The sequence below is a fragment of the Huaxiibacter chinensis genome (assembly GCF_022171985.1).
In the GTDB taxonomy this organism is placed as follows: Bacteria; Pseudomonadota; Gammaproteobacteria; order Enterobacterales; family Enterobacteriaceae; genus Enterobacter; species Enterobacter chinensis_A.
Genome location: NZ_JAJVHF010000005.1, coordinates 246,105 through 262,639 on the forward strand (window position 1 = coordinate 246,105; position 16,535 = coordinate 262,639).

The following is a 16,535-nucleotide window of genomic DNA, read 5'->3' on the forward strand; positions in this document are numbered from 1 at the left end:
TCCCTCGCGTAAATAAAAAAGGCGCTGAAAAAATGATCAACGCCGATGGCTTATGCGCCTCTTTGGGCGGATGCCTTCCCCTTCATACTGCTGCTTTCCCTTCGGGTAGCACGCCTGAATCGCTGCGCTACCCTGGCGGGAAAAGGACAGGATAAGGAAAAATTACGCGTCAGTTCGCGCTGTAGTTCATCACCACGCCGCTTAACCCGGAGATCTGCTTCAGTTCGCCAAGCGAGCCTTTAAGCTTATCTTTAGACGCGTCCGGACCCACCAGGATACGGGTGATTTTACCCTGTACAGGGGTCGTTGGTGAAGTATAAGCACGGTACCCTGCGCTACGCAGTTTGCTGACCACCTCGTTAACTTTGTCCGCGTTTTTAAGCGCCCCCAACTGCACCACGTACGCTTTGCCGGTCGGGGCGGGTTTCTCTTCCTGGACCGGTTTTTCCGGCGGCGTTTCCGCTGCTGCAGCCAGTTGCTCAGCGGCTTTGTCACGCGGAGGTTTAGGCTGAGGCTTTTCGGCCGGTTTTACTTTTTCGACGGGCTTAGGTTGTACGGCAGGTTCAGGAATCGGATCCAGATCGGCGTTGTTTGCCGCCAGCCGTGAAGCGTCCAGCGACGGCGCCGCCGCGTCTCCGGCACGCACTTCTTCTGCAGCCCCTTCAGGCGGCTGTGCAGGCAGGGCCTGCGTTGCCGCAGGAAGCATATCGGGCTCATCACGATCGCCAGGTTTAGGCACCAGCGGAATCGCTGCGAACTCGTCCTGATAATGTTTTTTCTGCCCGTCGAGCAGGCCCGGAAGAATGATCACTCCCAGTGCAACCAGCACAATTGTGCCCGCTAAACGGTTCTGAAACTTACTCGCCACCGGTTCTCCCCGCGTCCATCACATCCATGACATGTGCCACCGTATGGAATGATCCACACACCAGCACGGTATCTTCTGGTCTGGCATCGGCCATCGCCGCGCGCCAGGCCTGCGCCACGCTCTGAAAAATGCTGCCCTTGCCAAGATGTTCCATGAGCTGTTCGGCAGTCGCGCCACGCGGCCCTTCCAGAGGAGCACAATACCAGCAATCGACAACACTCTCCATGCAGGCCAGCGTGCCGCCAATATCTTTATCATGAAGCATACCGATAACCGCAAGAACGCGCCCGGTTTTTGGTAACGATTTCAGGCGTCCGGCCAGGTAGGCTGCCGCATGCGGATTATGCGCCACATCCAGAATCAGACGCGGTGCTTCACTGACAATCTGAAAGCGCCCCGGTAAAAGCGCATGCTCAATGCCGTCGCGGATGGCCTGCTCACTTACCGGCAATCCGCTTGCCCGCAGCGCCGCCAGCGCGGTCGCGGCGTTAGGTTGAGGCACCTGCGGCAATGGCAGATTATCCAGCGTCCCCTGCGCGTCGCTAAAGCGCCAGCTATTTTCCATCACCTCATCATGCCAGTCCGCATCACGACGCAGCAGAATCGCGCCTTTCTCTTTTGCAACGTCCGCGATGGTGTGCGGCATATCGGGCTCACCGACAACCGCCGGTTTATTGGCGCGGAAAATGCCAGCCTTCTCACGGCCAATGCTTTCGCGATCGGGGCCGAGCCAGTCAATATGATCCAGCGCGATGCTGGTTACCACGGAGACATCGGCATCAACCATGTTCGTGGCATCCAGGCGACCGCCCAGTCCGACCTCCAGAATCACCACATCGAGCTGCGCCTGTTTAAACAGCCACAGCGCCGAGAGCGTCCCGTATTCGAAATAGGTCAAAGAGGTGTCACCGCGCGCCGCTTCAATCTCGGCGAATGAGGCGGTGTGCGCGGACTCGGGCAGTTCGGTGTTCTGCACGCGGACACGCTCCGTATAGCGGACGAGGTGCGGCGAGCTGTACACGCCGACCTTGTAACCTGCGGCCATCAGCACCATTTCCAGCGTCCGGCAGGTTGTCCCTTTGCCGTTCGTGCCCGCCACGGTAAACACAAAGGGAGCCGGTTTCAGGACGCCCAGACGCGCCGCAACCTGGCTTATGCGCTCAAGCCCCATATCGATGGTTTTACTGTGCAGGTTTTCCAGATAAGAAAGCCACGTGACCAGGGGTGACGTGGCTTGGGGAATACTGTTATTTTCCATGATACGCACTTTTCAGTTACGAAGAGAAAGCAAAAGGGCAGCGCCAACCGGCCCTGCCCTTTTGAGTGATCAGGCCTCGGGTTCCTGATCCGGGACGACTACGCCTTCGCGTGGTTCATCCGGGTTCGGCGCGGGCAGATTCATCAGCTTCGCCAGAATGCTGGCCAGTTTCAGGCGCATTTCCGGACGGCGGACGATCATGTCGATAGCGCCTTTTTCGATCAGGAACTCACTGCGCTGGAAGCCCGGCGGCAGTTTTTCGCGAACGGTCTGTTCAATAACGCGAGGACCCGCAAAGCCGATTAGGGCTTTAGGTTCGGCCACGTTCAGATCGCCCAGCATAGCAAAGCTTGCGGAGACGCCACCCATGGTCGGGTCGGTCAGTACAGAGATGTACGGCAGACCGCGTTCCTGCATTTTTGCCAGTGCCGCAGAGGTTTTCGCCATCTGCATCAGAGACATCAGCGCTTCCTGCATACGCGCGCCACCAGAGGCGGAGAAGCAGATCAGCGGACAGTTATCTTCCAGCGCCTGTTCAACAGCACGGATAAAACGCGCACCGACAACAGAGCCCATTGAGCCGCCCATAAAAGCAAACTCAAAGGCCACGGCAACGACAGGCATCTCATGCAGAGTGCCTTTCATTACCACCAGCGCGTCTTTCTCGCCCGTCTCTTTTTGAGCGGCGGCAAGACGATCTTTGTATTTTTTAGAGTCGCGGAACTTCAGCACATCTTTTGGCTCAAGTTCGCTACCCAGTTCTACAAGAGAACCTTCGTCCAGCAAGCTATGCAGGCGGTTACGCGCCGTCATACGCATGTGGTGGTCGCACTTCGGGCAGACCTCCAGATTGCGCTCCAGCTCGGCGCGGTACAGAACCTGCCCACAGCTGTCACATTTGGTCCATACACCTTCAGGAATACTCGCCTTACGGGTAGGTGCGATGTTGCTTTTAATTCGTTCAATCCAGCTCATTGATAACCTTTCTGCCTGAACCTGGTCGTATGCCAGTTTTGCTGTAAGCGGCGCATAATGCCATTTTTGCCGCAAACAGACCATGAATGTTGCACATTAAAACATAACAGCCCGAAACTTTGGATAAAAAAGTGGTCGAACCGCAGATGCGTTTTTACTTGGCGTGTTTTGCTGCTGCGCGCTTATGGCGAATAATTTCAACCACACCCGGCAGGATTGAAAGCACAATAATAGAAACAATCAATAACTTAAGATTTTCCTGAACGATCGGCAGATCGCCAAACAGGTAGCCTGCATAGGTAAACAGCAGAACCCACAGCAGGGCGCCAATCACGTTATAGGCTGCAAAGTGACGATAGGACATATGTCCCATTCCCGCCACAAACGGAGCAAACGTGCGAACGATCGGCACAAAGCGCGCCAGGATAATGGTTTTGCCGCCGTGACGGTTATAAAACGCGTGCGTTTTATCTAAATAGCTGCGGCGGAAAATCTTCGAGTCAGGGTTACTGAACAGCTTTTCGCCAAACAGCCGCCCAATCGTGTAGTTGACCGCATCGCCCACTATCGCCGCCACAATCATCAGCGCCACCATCAGATGCACGTTGAGATCGTTGGTGGGCAGCGCAGACAAGGCACCGGCGACAAACAGCAGCGAATCGCCAGGCAGGAATGGCGTCACGACCAGCCCGGTTTCACAGAACAGTATCAGGAACAGAATGGCGTACACCCAGACACCATACTGCGCCACCAGCTCTGCCAGATGAACATCGATATGCAAGATGAAATCAATGAGAAAACGTACTACGTCCATATTTGCTCAGCCTTAATTGCAACGTCGTTAGTCCGCTAAAAACAGCGGGCCCATTGGCGGTTTTGGAAGGTCAAAGCGTGCCGGGTAATCAACCGATACCAGATACAAGCCTTCCGCTTTCGCCGTTGCTGCCGCAAGCGTTCTGTCCTTCGCTGCCAGCAGTTCTGCAATCCAGCTCTCCGGCTGGTGTCCGGCGCCCACTTCCATCAGGCTGCCAACGATATTCCTGACCATATGATGTACAAAGGCATTCGCTTTGATATCGACCACCACATACGCACCATGACGGCTGACGTTAATATGCATAACGTTTCGCCACGGCGTGCGTGACTGGCACTGCACAGCGCGGAAGGAGGTAAAGTCATTTTCCCCAATCAGGCTCTGCGCGGCACGCTGCATGCGCTCCGCGTCCAGCGGCTCGTAATAATGGGTGACGCCCTGCCCCAGCACCGCGGGGCGCAGACGCTGATTGTAGATGATGTAACGGTAACGACGCGCGGTGGCGCTAAATCGCGCGTGAAAATCATCCGGCACAGTTTTCACCCAGCGCACCGCAATGTCACCAGGTAAATTCGCATTTACGCCCAGCGTCCAGGCGGCATCTTTGCGCACGGCGGTCGTCTCAAAATGGACCACCTGCCCCGTACCGTGTACGCCGGAATCCGTGCGACCCGCGCAATACACGCTGACAGGTTCATTCGCCACCTGAGAGAGCGCTTTTTCCAGTTTTTCCTGGACACTGCGCACTTCATTCTGACGCTGCCAGCCATAATATTTACTGCCATCGTACTCAATGCCGAGGGCAATTTTATGGACCGGCTTTTGTTCCACTTCTGACATCAGTACAGATACTCCTGCACCAGCTTTTCAGCAATTTTTACGGCCATCAGCGCGCCGCCAAAGCGGACGTTGTCTGCCACAGACCAGAACTGTACCAGCTCCGGCGTACCGTAATCGTTACGCACGCAGCCAATCGACAAATGTGCGCTGCCGCTGGCATCACCCACCTGCGTCGGGAAATCGGTTTCTTCGCTGAGCGAGATGTCTTCCATGCGTTCAAAGGCTTCACGCGCCTCTTCAGCGGCCAGCGGACGTAATCCTTCATAGCCCACAACTTGCGCGTGGCCGTAGAACACCGGGGATTGCACGCAGCTTGCTGAAATGACCAGCCCTTCATCCTGCATAATTTTGCGGGCTTCATCGACGAGACGACGCTCCTGACGCACGCTGCCATCGCGATCGGGCAGAAGCGGCATCATGTTAAAGGCCAGTTGACGACCAAAGAAGTCGTCTTCATCCACCGGAATACCGTTCAGTAACTTCGCACTCTGTCCGGCCAGGGCATCCACCGCCTTTTTGCCGCGAGCCGAGACGGAGAGCAGACTGGTGACGTTGATACGCGACAAGCCGCCCTGGTCGATTAACGGTTTCAGTGCGGTAAGCAGCTGGCTGGTCAGGCTATCCGGAACGGCGATGATATTACGGTTGCGGTAGTCTGCTAATACTGACGGGTTAACGTCCGGAACGACCAGCGGCACGTCTGGCTCCAGCGCAAACAGACCGCTCAGATCGATGACCAGGCACCCCGCGTTTGCCGCCTCATCCGCATACGCGGCCGAGGCTTCCGCACCCGCGGCGAAAAAGGCCAGCTGCGCCTGCGTCCAGTCAAACTGAGCAACATCCTGAGTGCTAACCGTTTTTCCTTCGTAACGTAACGCTACGCCTGCGCTGTCAGCACGCGCCAGCGCAAAGATTTCACCCACCGGGAACTGACGCTCAGCAAGTGTTTCGAGCAGGGCTTCGCCCACAGCGCCAGTGGCACCCAGTACGGCAATATTCCAGCCTTCAGACATGGTGGTTTACTCCAGAAATAAATAAGCGTCCCCGGCGGCGTATCTGGCCGGGGAGCGTGAAGAAGATATTAACGCGCCGGGTGATGTACAGCGTTAAAACCCAGCTGTTTCAATAGCGTTGCCGCTTCGGCATCGTCACACATCACATACAGGGAAGACCACTCGCGACGCTCAACATAATGTTTGCGCAGCCTGTCAAACTCACCCGGAATGCTGGCGACTTTACGCAGCAGCGCGTCATCGCGGCGCACATCATACACTAAGTGCGCCAGTCTTTTCAGCGTTGGCTGATCCAGCGGACCGTGCAGCGTGATGCGGCCAAACTCCGGTGCGGGCAGCAGCGTATCAAGCGCAACCTGTTGCGGTTGACCGATAAACTGGCTGAACGCTTCAAATACCTGCGTCGTGCCGCGGGCTTTGCCTTCAAGGGTGTAGCCCGCAATGTGCGCGGTAGCGACATCAACCTTGTTAAGCAGCGCCACGTTCAGATCCGGCTCAGGCTCCCAGACATCCAGCACCACGCTGAGATTTTGCCCCTCTTCCAGACACGCCAGCAAGGCCGCATTGTCGACGACCGGGCCACGGCAGGCGTTTATCAGAATAGTGCCAGGCTTAAGTCGGCGAATCAGCGCCTCGTCGGCAAGATGCAGCGTCTTGTACGGCCCGTCTTTAAACAGCGGCGTGTGAAAGGTCAACACATCGCACTGCTCGACCAGCTCGTCCAGCGTGCGGAAATCCTCTGCATCGCCCTTATCTTTGCGCGGCGGATCGCATAACAGCGTGCGAATCCCTAAGGCTTCAAGGCGCTTTTGCAGACGTCCGCCCACGTTCCCTACGCCGACGATCCCGACCGTGCGGTCTTTTAGCGCAAACCCGTCGCGTTCACCCAGCATTAACAGGGAGGAGAAAACGTATTCAACAACGGCGATAGCATTGCAGCCCGGCGCGGCTGAAAAGCCAATACCCGCCTGCGCCAGCCAGTGCTCGTCCACATGATCGGTCCCTGCCGTTGCCGTGCCCACAAACCTAATGCCTTTACCGGAAAGCAACGCTTCATTGACTTTGGTCACCGAGCGAACCATCAGCGCATCTGCATCATCCAGTTCGTTAACGGGAATGGGGCGACCAGGGACAGCCTTAACCTCGCCCAGGCGGCTAAAAAGCTCACGGGCGTAAGGCATATTTTCATCAACGAGGATTTTCACGTCAGAGTACCTGTTTGAGAGGAAGAAAACCTGCCAAGTGTGCCATAATCTCGCCGCCAGGCATATATGTATGCCGGGTTAACGCAGAGTTTTGACTTTAAGGATTTTTGACGATGCAGCCCATTTCAGGTACGCCGCCCCGCCCTCCGGGTGAAGGGCCCGTAGTGCCCAACGCCGCTGGCGAACAACCGCTTTCCACGCAACAGCGTACCGTGCTGGAGCGTTTAATTACGCGTTTGATCTCGCTTACGTCCCAGCAGAATGCGGAAGTCTGGGCGGGGGTAAAACATGATTTGGGATTGAAAAACGACACCCCGCTGCTGTCGCGTCACTTCCCTGCCGCCGAGCAGAACCTGAATCAGCGCGTCGCTACTGCGCTGCAGAACCACACGACTCGCCAGATGGTGTCCCAGCTGACCGAGCTACTCGGTCAGGGGAACAATCGCCAGGCGGTCAGTGATTTTATTCGCCAGCAGTTTGGTCAGACAGCATTAAGCCAGCTCACGCCGGATCAGTTAAAAACGGTGCTGACGCTGCTGCAAAGTAACCAGCTTTCCATCCCGCAGCCACAGCAGCGCCCTGCGACGGAACGTCCATTACTGCCTGCCGAGCATAATACGCTTAAACAGATGGTCACCCGACTGGCGGCCGCCACCGGCGAGCCGACTAAGCTTATCTGGCAGTCCATGCTGGAGCTGTCCGGGGTGAAAGTGGGCGAAATGATCCCGGCAAAACATTTCACCCATCTGACGACATGGCTTCAGGCCCGTCAAACGCTGAGTACCCAGCACGCGCCAACGCTAAATACCTTGCAGGCCGCGCTGAAGCAGCCGCTTGAACCGCAGGAATTTTCAGCGATCCGCGATTACGCCCAACAACTCTGGCAGGTTACGCCGCAAACGGTGTTGACCACCGCCCAGGTGCAGGATTTGTTAAATCAGGTCTTTATTCGCCGTGCCGACCGTGAAGTCGGCGTGCCGGAAGCACGTAATATCCAGCCGATTTATAGCCCGCTGTTTGCGCCGATCGTCGAGACGTTTAAATCGATGTCGGCCCGCCCCGGCCTGATGTTCGTTGCACTGGTTATCGCGCTGGCCATTTTCTGGCTGGTGGCCTGACATTGTGCCCGATAGCTTTTCGCTATCGGGCCAATAAACGCACAAATACCGGCCCGAGTGGGATATGCAACACCGGGTTAAGATCGGCGAAACGCCACCAGCGTCACTACAATCCCCACCACGGCCGACACCGCACCGGCGAGAAATACCGATGGATAACCAAACGAAGTCGCTAATAGCCCGGCCAGCGGCCCGGTGACGCCGTACGAGATATCCTGAAATGCTGCATAGCCGCCCAGCGCCGTACCGCGCACCTGCGGTGCAACACGCTTCACCACCTCAACGCCCAGCGCCGGGAAGATCAACGAGCAGCCGCAGCCGGTCAGCGCCGCGCCAAGCAGCGCAACGGAGGCGCCCGGAGCCTGCCACAGCAGTACCAGCCCGATGGTCTCTATCACCAGCGAGACGACGGCCACTTTCACACCGCCAAATCGATCCGGCATCCAGCCGAACAGCACACGCATCAGCACGAACGCTCCGCCAAACGCCGTCAGCGTAAAGCCCGCCATCGCCCAGCCGCGATCCATAAAGTACAGCGAGACAAAGGTGCCAATGACGGCAAAACCCACGCCCTGCAAAGCCAGGCCGAGACCCGGTTTCCAGATCTGCCCCACCACGCTCCACAAGGAAGGGCGTTCGCCTTTGTGTGCGGGCACTTTACGCACGGAGCCGTTAAAGGCCCACGCCAGCAGAGGCAAAACCATGGTTGTTCCGGCCAATGCGGCAAAACCGAAGTGGCTGTGGATGAGCAGCCCCAGCGGTGCCCCCGCCGCGAGTGCGCCGTAAATCGCCATTCCGTTCCAGGACATCACTTTTCCCGAACGCGACGGGCCGACCAGCCCCATCCCCCAGGTCAGTGTGCCGGTCAATAGCTGGCTTTCACCAAAGCCCAGTATCAAGCGCCCTACCACTAACAGCGCAAATTTATAACCGGGCTCGACGGGCAGCAGCGCGGCCAGGAGCCATGCCCCACCCGCCAGACCGCAGGCCAGCATTCCCTGCAGAGCAGAGCGTTTAGCCCCGTGCTGGTCGGCCAGACGGCCCGCATAACCGCGGGTTAAAACGGTCGCTAAAAACTGAATACCAACGGCAACGCCGACCAGCGTATTGCCATAGCCCAACTCCTGATGCACAAAGAGCGGAATAACCGGCAACGGGAGACCGACGGTCATATAGGTGAGGAACACCGCGAAAGCGATGCGAAACAGCGAGAGATTCGCTGAGGAGGTGTTTTCTGTTTGGCTGACTGCTGTCATGCATTACTCCGAAATGAAGAGTAAGGCGGGAAATTACCACGCCCCCTCTACCTGAGGATCAGGATTAAGGTGCGTTGGTTGACGTTAAACGCTTACGCATTATCAAAGGGATAATGTTGAGGCTGGATTTTGCCTGTCCTTTCAGCCGGTTGTCAACGCAAAAAAGGGAGCCCTGAGGCTCCCTTTTCACACGCATTGCGCGAATTACGCTTTCAGCTTACGCATTACCAGCGTGGCGTTAGTGCCACCAAAACCGAAGCTGTTAGACATTACGGTGTTCAGCGTCTGCTCAGTGGTTTTGGTCACGATGTTCAGACCAGCAGCCTGCTCATCCAGCTCCTCTACGTTGATGCTTGGGGCGATAAAGCCGTGTTCCAGCATCAGCAAGGAGTAGATTGCTTCCTGAACGCCTGCCGCACCCAGAGAGTGACCGGTCATCGCTTTGGTCGCGGAAATAGCCGGGCTGTTGTCACCGAACACTTCACGGATAGCGCCAAGCTCTTTCACGTCGCCCACTGGCGTAGACGTACCGTGGGAGTTCAGGTAATCGATAGGGGTATCAACGCCCTGCATAGCCAGCTTCATGCAGCGCACAGCGCCTTCACCAGAAGGGGCGACCATGTCTGCGCCATCGGAGGTTGCGCCGTAACCGACGATTTCGGCATAAATGTGTGCGCCACGCGCCAGAGCATGCTCCAGCTCTTCAACGACAACCATGCCGCCGCCGCCCGCGATGATGAAACCATCACGCTGTGCGTCATACGTACGAGACGCTTTTTCAGGCGTTTCGTTATATTTGGTAGAAAGTGCGCCCATTGCGTCGAACTCGCAGGCCATTTCCCAGCCCAGCTCTTCGCCGCCGCCAGCAAACACGATGTCCTGTTTGCCCAGTTGGATCTGCTCAACCGCGTTACCGATACAGTGAGCGGACGTCGCACAGGCAGAGCTGATGGAATAGTTCACGCCGTGAATTTTAAAAGGTGTCGCAAGGCAGGCGGAAACCGCAGAGCCCATCGCTTTCGTCACAACGTAAGGACCGACAGCTTTCAGACCACGTGGGCTACGCATTGCGTCAGCACCAAATACCTGTGCTTTAGAAGAACCACCGGAACCGGCGATCAGGCCCACGCGAGGGTTGTTTTGATACTCTTCTGCTTTCAGGCCCGCATCTTCAACGGCTTGCTGCATAGAAAGGAATGCGTAGATAGAGGCATCGTTCATGAAACGGACCACTTTGCGATCGATCAGACCGGTGGTGTCCAGTTTGACATTACCCCATACGTGGCTGCGCATACCAGAATCTTTGAATTCTTGAGAGAAAGTGATCCCCGAGCGTCCTTCACGCAGAGATTCCAGGACTTCCTGCTGGTTGTTACCGATGCTGGAAACGATGCCCAGGCCAGTAATCACTGCACGTTTCATTCAATACCTCTGTAAGTCATACTATTTTAAGTTTCGAGTCGCACAATAGCGTACACTTGTACGCCGAACAAGTCCGATCAGCCAATTTCTGCGGAAATTTGCACCAGCGGACCCACATCGTTAAGATCCTGTCACTGCCTGTCAGACGAGTAACTTACGTGAAACAAAACGCCATACAACCTGCCAACCTTGAGTTCAACGCTGAGGGTACACCTGTTTCCCGAGATTTCGACGATGTCTACTTCTCTAATGATAACGGACTGGAAGAAACCCGTTATGTTTTCCTTGAGGGAAATCACCTTAGCGAGCGCTTCCCTGCCCACTCTCGCGCGTGTTTCGTTGTCGCCGAAAGCGGTTTTGGGACCGGTCTGAATTTTCTGACCCTCTGGCAGGCGTTTGACCAGTTTCGCGCCGCACACCCTGACGCTACCCTGAAAAGATTACATTTCATCAGTTTTGAAAAATTTCCGCTGACGGCCGAAGATTTAACCCTCGCACATCAGCACTGGCCTGAGCTTGCCCCCTGGGCCAGCCAGCTTCAGGCGCAGTGGCCTCTGCCCATTGGGGGGTGCCATCGCCTGCTGCTGGGCGACGCGAACGTAACGCTGGATCTCTGGCTGGGTGATATCAACGCGTTAACCGATAAACTCGACGATACCCACAATCAAAAGGTCGATGCCTGGTTTTTAGATGGTTTTGCCCCCTCTAAAAACCCGGATATGTGGAACGCGCATCTGTTTCGCGCAATGGCGCGTCTGGCGCGCCCGGGAGCCACGCTTGCCACATTTACCTCGGCAGGCTTTGTTCGCCGCGGGCTGCAGGAGGCTGGTTTTACGGTGCGTAAGAGCAAAGGGTTTGGCCGCAAGCGTGAAATGCTGACCGGAACGATGGAGACGGATACCCCACAGCCTTTATCAACGCCCTGGTACATTCGCCGCGCCAGCGATAATCGCGAAGCGGCCATAGTCGGCGGCGGCATAGCCAGCGCCCTGCTCGCCCTGGCGCTTATTCAGCGCGGCTGGCAAGTGACGCTCTACAGCGCCGATGATGCCCCTGCGCAGGGAGCCTCCGGCAATCGCCAGGGCGCCTTGTATCCTCTCCTGAGCGCCCACGATCCGGCGCTCAGCCAGTTCTTCCCGGCGGCCTTCACGTTTGCCCGGCGCTTTTACGATAGCCTGCCGGTCGCCTTCGATCACGACTGGTGTGGCGTCAGGCAGCTCGGCTGGAATGAGAAAAGCCAGCAGAAGATTGACCATATGCTTGCGCTGGAACTTCCGGCGGCCATCGCCTCTGCGGTCAGTGCCGAAGAGGTGCTCGCTGAAACCGGCCTGGAAACCGCGTGCGGCGGCATCCATTATCCGCTGGGCGGCTGGCTCTGCCCGGCACAGCTGACGGCAGGCGTTATCGATCTCGCCCGGTCACGCGGGTTAAAAGTAAAGTATGGCTATGAAGTGGCCTCGCTGGACGAAACCGCCGCCGGATGGCGGTTAGATTTCCGAAACGGTGAGCGTGCGGAGCATGCGAGCCTGGTGCTGGCAAACGGTCATCGCATTGCCGATTTTGTTCAGACCGAAAAACTGCCGGTCTATCCGGTAGCAGGCCAGGTCAGCCATATTCCCACCACGCCGGCGCTTGGCACGTTACGCCAGGTTCTGTGCTATGACGGCTATCTGACGCCGCAGAATCCGGGCAACGGGCAGCATTGCATTGGCGCGAGCTACCATCGCGGGCAGACCGACGCGCAGTACAGCGAGGAGGATCAGCGGCATAATCGTCAACGTTTACTGGATTGCTTCCCGCAGGCGAAGTGGGCGCAAGAGGTCGACGTCAGTGCGGGAGAGGCCCGTTGCGGTGTGCGATGTGCGACGCGCGATCATCTCCCGATGGCAGGAAACGTGCCGGACTATGCGGCGACCTTAAGCGCCTATGAAACGCTCGCCGGGCACCGCGACGCTGCCGTGACGGCGCCTGTATATCGCCATTTATATGTCCTGGGCGGACTGGGGTCACGCGGATTATGTTCTGCGCCGCTGGTCGCGGAAATTCTGGCGTCGCAAATGAGCGATGAGCCCTTGCCGTTAGATAGCGTTACGCTGGCCGCGCTGAATCCTAACCGGCTGTGGGTGCGGAAATTACTGAAAGGGAAACAGGTAGGGTAACGGATTAAGGTCCTCACCACGCGGGTGAGGACCTGACACAGGCTTACTTCTGCTGAGCCTGCTGGAACAGGTTGTCCCACATACCCAGCACTAAAGATTGATCGCGCGGGGAGAGCTCACCCGCCTGAATGGCTTTTTCAAGACCGCGCCCAACCTCAGCGTGAACCGCTTCTGGCGAATGGTCTTCGCCCGCTTCCAGTTCCGCTACCGCAAGCGTCAGGTGACCACGCAGATAACCGCTGGCAAACAGTTCATCGTCGCTGGCGTGCTCTACCATGTCATCAATTAACGCCAGAATGCGTGATTCAAATTCTGCGATCATCTTCTTTCCTCAGTTAAAGATCTTCCGGCCACGGGAAGAGTTCCGCCGTGAATGCCGGCGTGTGATAATAATTCTGTAATGCCCTGATAAAGCGCGCCGGACGTTCCGGAATGCCGTTCTCAAGATACGCCATCACCTGCGCGTGCACGCGGCGCTGGAAAACAATGCGATCGGGCTCAACGTCACCTTCCAGATTATCGCAGCTGACGTTGAACGGATAACCTGCCGACACGCAGAACAACCACTCTAAAGCCTGGGGTTTGACCTCAACATCTTCAAACTGCCCTTGCGTCACGGCATCGCGCCCGTCCGGGCAGTACCAGTAACCAAAGTCCACCTGTTCACGGCGCGCTTTACCGGCAATGCACCAGTGCGATATTTCGTGCAGCGCGCTGGCGTAAAAGCCATGGGCAAACACAACGCGGTTGTAAGGCACTTCGGCATCTGCAGGAAGATAGATCGGTTCGTCGTCACCTTTAATCAGACGGGTATTAAAATCATCCGCAAAGCAGCCGTTAAAAATCTCAATCAGCTGTGCGTAATTATGCGTACTGTTCATTAGTTCATCCCCAACCAGTGGAGGATCTCCTGTCCGTGGCTGTCATAAAGAAGTTTGGCACTCATCACCGCCGATACAATGACAATCATGGGTCGAATGAGTTTTTGCCCTTTGCTTAAAACCAGACGCGAGCCGACGCGTGCGCCTAAAAACTGCCCCACCATCATGACAAATCCCGTCGCCCAGATAACTTTGCCGCCAATGATAAACAGCAGCAGTCCGCCGACGTTGGAGGTGGCATTCAGCACTTTGGCGTGGGCGGTGGATTTCGCAAGATTAAATCCCGCCAGGGTCACAAAGGCCAGCGCATAAAAGGAACCCGCACCCGGGCCGAAGAAACCGTCGTAGAAGCCGACGCACCCGCCCGCAATCAGGGCAAAAGGCAGGCCGTGCAGGCGACGCTGGCGGTCCTCTTCTCCCAGTTTTGGCATCAGTAAAAAATAGAGTCCGATGCAAATTACCAGGATGGGCAGGATTTGGCGCAGAATATCTGACTGAACGTGCTGCACCAGCAGCGCGCCGGTGGTGGAACCGATAAACGTCATCAGAATGTTGAGCTTCTGATCGGCTAAATTGACCACTTTACGACGAATAAAATAGAGCGACGCGGATAGCGAACCGCCGCACGCCTGCAATTTATTGGTCGCCAGCGCCTGGGCGGGACTCATTCCCGCAGCCAGTAACGCAGGGACCGTCAGCAATCCGCCGCCGCCGGCCAGTGCATCAATAAATCCTGCGAGCATGGCAACAAAAAACAGCACCACCAGCAGTGCCGGTGACACCATAAACAGATCGACGAAATTATCCATTAAAGTACATGCTCATCCAGTAGCGCCTGGCAGGAAGGCGGCAACGGAGGCGGTGTCTTCTTCTCAGGCTTAGAGGTTCCAGGTTTAGCCGGTTCAAACCAGCTTTGCAGTTCCGCGCCACAACCATCGCCTGGCGGCGGTAACGGCTGATCTTCACATTCCAGGCTGTTCGCCGGGCAGCGCAGACGCACATGCATATGCGCACGGTGCTGGAACCACGGGCGCACTTTGCGCAGCCAGTCCCGGTCGGTTCCGGCATCCAGACACAGCTGTTGCTTAATGGCCGGGTTCACGAAGATACGCGTCACGTCGTTATCGTTCGCCGCCAGCTTAATCATGCTGGAAACCTCTTTTGACCACAGAGACGGCACGACATTTTTACCGTCACGCGCGACCAGGTCCAGCGCCTGCGGCTTAAGCAACTGCGCGGAACTCCAGCGCGTTTGCGGTAACTGCAGGAAAATATCCACATCCAGACCGGACTGATGGCTGGCATGCCCGCCGTTGAACCGTCCGCCCGCAGGCATGCCCATATCCCCAATCAGCATCGTCCCCAGCCCCAGGTTATGCACCTGATTGCCCAGCCGCTGGATAAACAGCACCAGATCCGGGTGGCCGAAGTAGCGTCGCTGGTCAGTACGCATCACCTGATACGTCTCCGACTGTAACGGAAGCGCCTCAGCACCGACGATACAGCCATTGGAGAATGCCCCAATGGACTGCGCGCTGCCCGCCACCGGATGGGTGATTTTTTGCCACGGCGTGGCGGCCAGACTGCCCGCGCTGGCCAGCAGAGCCAGCAGGGCGATTGCGGTTTTTTTCATGTTTACCAGCGTGGAAGTGTCGTCGTCACATCGGCATTCTGCGCACGCTGGCGCAGGAAGTGATCCATCAGCACAATCGCCAGCATCGCTTCGGCAATTGGCACCGCACGGATCCCCACACAGGGATCGTGACGACCTTTGGTGATCATCTCAACTTCTTCACCAGCGCGGTTCAGCGTACGCCCTGGCACCGTAATACTGGAGGTGGGCTTCAGCGCGATATTGGCCACAATCTGTTGACCACTGCTGATCCCACCAAGAATGCCGCCCGCATGGTTACTCTGGAAGCCCTCATGGGTGATTTCGTCGCGGTTCTGGCTGCCGCGAAGCTGAACCACGTCAAAACCGTCGCCAATTTCCACGCCTTTGACCGCGTTAATGCTCATCATAGCGTGGGCAATATCGGCGTCGAGACGGTCAAATACCGGCTCACCTAAGCCCGGCGGAACGCCATCGGCGACAACCGTGACTTTCGCACCGATAGAATCGCCCTCTTTTTTCAGGCCGCGCATCAGTTCGTCCAGCGCGTCGAGCTTGTCTGCATCGGCGCAGAAGAACGGGTTCTGTTCGACCAGATCCCAGTCTTTGATAGCCAGCGGGATGTCGCCCATCTGCGTCAGGCAACCGCGAATAACGATGCCAAATTTCTGCGCCAGATATTTTTTGGCAATCGCCCCTGCCGCAACGCGCATCGCGGTTTCACGGGCGGAGGAACGCCCGCCGCCGCGATAGTCGCGGAAACCGTATTTTTGCTCGTAGGTATAGTCGGCATGCCCCGGACGGAACACATCTTTGATGCTGCCGTAATCCTGAGATCGCTGGTCGGTATTTTCAATCAGCAGGCCGATGCTGGTGCCGGTTGTGCGCCCTTCAAAGACGCCGGAGAGAATTTTGACCTGATCCGGCTCGCGACGCTGCGTGGTGTAGCGAGAGGTCCCCGGACGACGACGGTCGAGGTCGTGCTGTAAATCTGCTTCGGTCAGTTCGATTCCCGGCGGCACGCCGTCAACGATACAGCCGAGCGCCAGACCGTGCGACTCCCCGAAGGTGGTCACGCGGAATAATTGTCCAATACTGTTTCCTGCCATCACGG

16 protein-coding genes are annotated in these 16,535 nt (G+C 57.0%); 2 read left to right on the plus strand and 14 right to left on the minus strand.

Annotation, left to right across the window (positions count from 1 at the left end; genetic code table 11):
• Nucleotides 1–169: 169 nt before the first annotated feature.
• The 7 genes from dedD to pdxB all read right to left on the minus strand — a co-directional run bounded on the left by dedD (nucleotide 170) and on the right by pdxB (nucleotide 6,973).
• Nucleotides 170–868 carry a cell division protein DedD gene (gene dedD, locus LZP96_RS14465; protein ID WP_064326866.1) on the minus strand — a complete coding sequence of 233 codons (699 nt, stop codon included), beginning with the start codon at nucleotides 866–868 and terminating at the stop codon, nucleotides 170–172.
• Nucleotides 858–2,126 carry a bifunctional tetrahydrofolate synthase/dihydrofolate synthase gene (folC, locus tag LZP96_RS14470; protein WP_064326867.1) on the minus strand — a complete coding sequence of 423 codons (1,269 nt, stop codon included), beginning with the start codon at nucleotides 2,124–2,126 and terminating at the stop codon, nucleotides 858–860. Before folC ends, dedD begins: the two co-directional genes overlap by 11 nt.
• Before the next feature lie 69 nt (nucleotides 2,127–2,195).
• Nucleotides 2,196–3,101, minus strand: coding sequence for an acetyl-CoA carboxylase, carboxyltransferase subunit beta (gene accD / locus LZP96_RS14475; protein ID WP_064326868.1), 906 nt, complete (start codon nucleotides 3,099–3,101; stop codon nucleotides 2,196–2,198).
• A gap of 154 nt (nucleotides 3,102–3,255) precedes the next feature.
• Nucleotides 3,256–3,915, minus strand: coding sequence for a DedA family protein (locus tag LZP96_RS14480; protein ID WP_064326869.1), 660 nt, complete (start codon nucleotides 3,913–3,915; stop codon nucleotides 3,256–3,258).
• A gap of 27 nt (nucleotides 3,916–3,942) precedes the next feature.
• Nucleotides 3,943–4,755 (minus strand): tRNA pseudouridine(38-40) synthase TruA, encoded by an 813-nt coding sequence (gene truA / locus LZP96_RS14485; RefSeq protein WP_064326870.1) that lies wholly within the window; start codon nucleotides 4,753–4,755, stop codon nucleotides 3,943–3,945.
• Nucleotides 4,755–5,768 (minus strand): aspartate-semialdehyde dehydrogenase, encoded by a 1,014-nt coding sequence (locus LZP96_RS14490; RefSeq protein ID WP_064326871.1) that lies wholly within the window; start codon nucleotides 5,766–5,768, stop codon nucleotides 4,755–4,757. The genes truA and LZP96_RS14490 overlap by 1 nt, the downstream gene beginning before the upstream one ends.
• Before the next feature lie 68 nt (nucleotides 5,769–5,836).
• Complete coding sequence (gene pdxB, locus LZP96_RS14495; RefSeq protein ID WP_064326872.1) at nucleotides 5,837–6,973, minus strand: 4-phosphoerythronate dehydrogenase PdxB; 1,137 nt, start codon at nucleotides 6,971–6,973, stop codon at nucleotides 5,837–5,839.
• A 113-nt stretch (nucleotides 6,974–7,086) separates the two neighbouring features.
• Between pdxB and flk the strand changes: the two genes are divergently transcribed.
• A complete protein-coding gene (gene flk, locus LZP96_RS14500) occupies nucleotides 7,087–8,091 on the plus strand; it encodes a flagella biosynthesis regulator Flk (protein ID WP_064326873.1) in 1,005 nt (334 codons plus the stop codon).
• Between the two features lie 77 nt (nucleotides 8,092–8,168).
• On the opposite strand, the gene LZP96_RS14505 is transcribed toward flk, so the two are convergent.
• The gene (locus LZP96_RS14505) at nucleotides 8,169–9,347 is read right to left on the minus strand and encodes an MFS transporter (protein WP_064326874.1); all 1,179 of its coding nucleotides are present in this window, start codon (nucleotides 9,345–9,347) and stop codon (nucleotides 8,169–8,171) included.
• A gap of 204 nt (nucleotides 9,348–9,551) precedes the next feature.
• Nucleotides 9,552–10,769, minus strand: a complete 1,218-nt coding sequence (gene fabB, locus LZP96_RS14510; RefSeq protein WP_064326875.1) for a beta-ketoacyl-ACP synthase I — start codon at nucleotides 10,767–10,769, stop codon at nucleotides 9,552–9,554.
• 158 nt (nucleotides 10,770–10,927) lie between these two features.
• On the opposite strand from fabB, the gene mnmC reads away from it, so the two are divergent.
• The gene (gene mnmC / locus LZP96_RS14515) at nucleotides 10,928–12,928 is read left to right on the plus strand and encodes a bifunctional tRNA (5-methylaminomethyl-2-thiouridine)(34)-methyltransferase MnmC2/FAD-dependent 5-carboxymethylaminomethyl-2-thiouridine(34) oxidoreductase MnmC1 (RefSeq protein WP_064326876.1); all 2,001 of its coding nucleotides are present in this window, start codon (nucleotides 10,928–10,930) and stop codon (nucleotides 12,926–12,928) included.
• A gap of 43 nt (nucleotides 12,929–12,971) precedes the next feature.
• On the opposite strand, the gene LZP96_RS14520 is transcribed toward mnmC, so the two are convergent.
• Genes LZP96_RS14520 through aroC form a run of 5 tightly spaced genes read right to left on the minus strand, consistent with a single transcriptional unit; the run spans nucleotide 12,972 to nucleotide 16,530 of the window.
• The gene (locus LZP96_RS14520; RefSeq protein WP_064326877.1) at nucleotides 12,972–13,250 is read right to left on the minus strand and encodes a YfcL family protein; all 279 of its coding nucleotides are present in this window, start codon (nucleotides 13,248–13,250) and stop codon (nucleotides 12,972–12,974) included.
• Nucleotides 13,251–13,263: 13 nt separating this feature from the next.
• Nucleotides 13,264–13,809 carry an elongation factor P hydroxylase gene (locus LZP96_RS14525; protein WP_064326878.1) on the minus strand — a complete coding sequence of 182 codons (546 nt, stop codon included), beginning with the start codon at nucleotides 13,807–13,809 and terminating at the stop codon, nucleotides 13,264–13,266.
• The gene (locus LZP96_RS14530; protein ID WP_064326879.1) at nucleotides 13,809–14,618 is read right to left on the minus strand and encodes a sulfite exporter TauE/SafE family protein; all 810 of its coding nucleotides are present in this window, start codon (nucleotides 14,616–14,618) and stop codon (nucleotides 13,809–13,811) included. Before LZP96_RS14530 ends, LZP96_RS14525 begins: the two co-directional genes overlap by 1 nt.
• The gene (gene mepA, locus LZP96_RS14535; protein ID WP_064326880.1) at nucleotides 14,618–15,442 is read right to left on the minus strand and encodes a penicillin-insensitive murein endopeptidase; all 825 of its coding nucleotides are present in this window, start codon (nucleotides 15,440–15,442) and stop codon (nucleotides 14,618–14,620) included. The genes LZP96_RS14530 and mepA overlap by 1 nt, the downstream gene beginning before the upstream one ends.
• Before the next feature lie 2 nt (nucleotides 15,443–15,444).
• Entirely contained in the window at nucleotides 15,445–16,530 is a 1,086-nt protein-coding gene (gene aroC, locus LZP96_RS14540; protein ID WP_064326881.1) for a chorismate synthase, read from the minus strand.
• Nucleotides 16,531–16,535 lie beyond the last annotated feature (5 nt).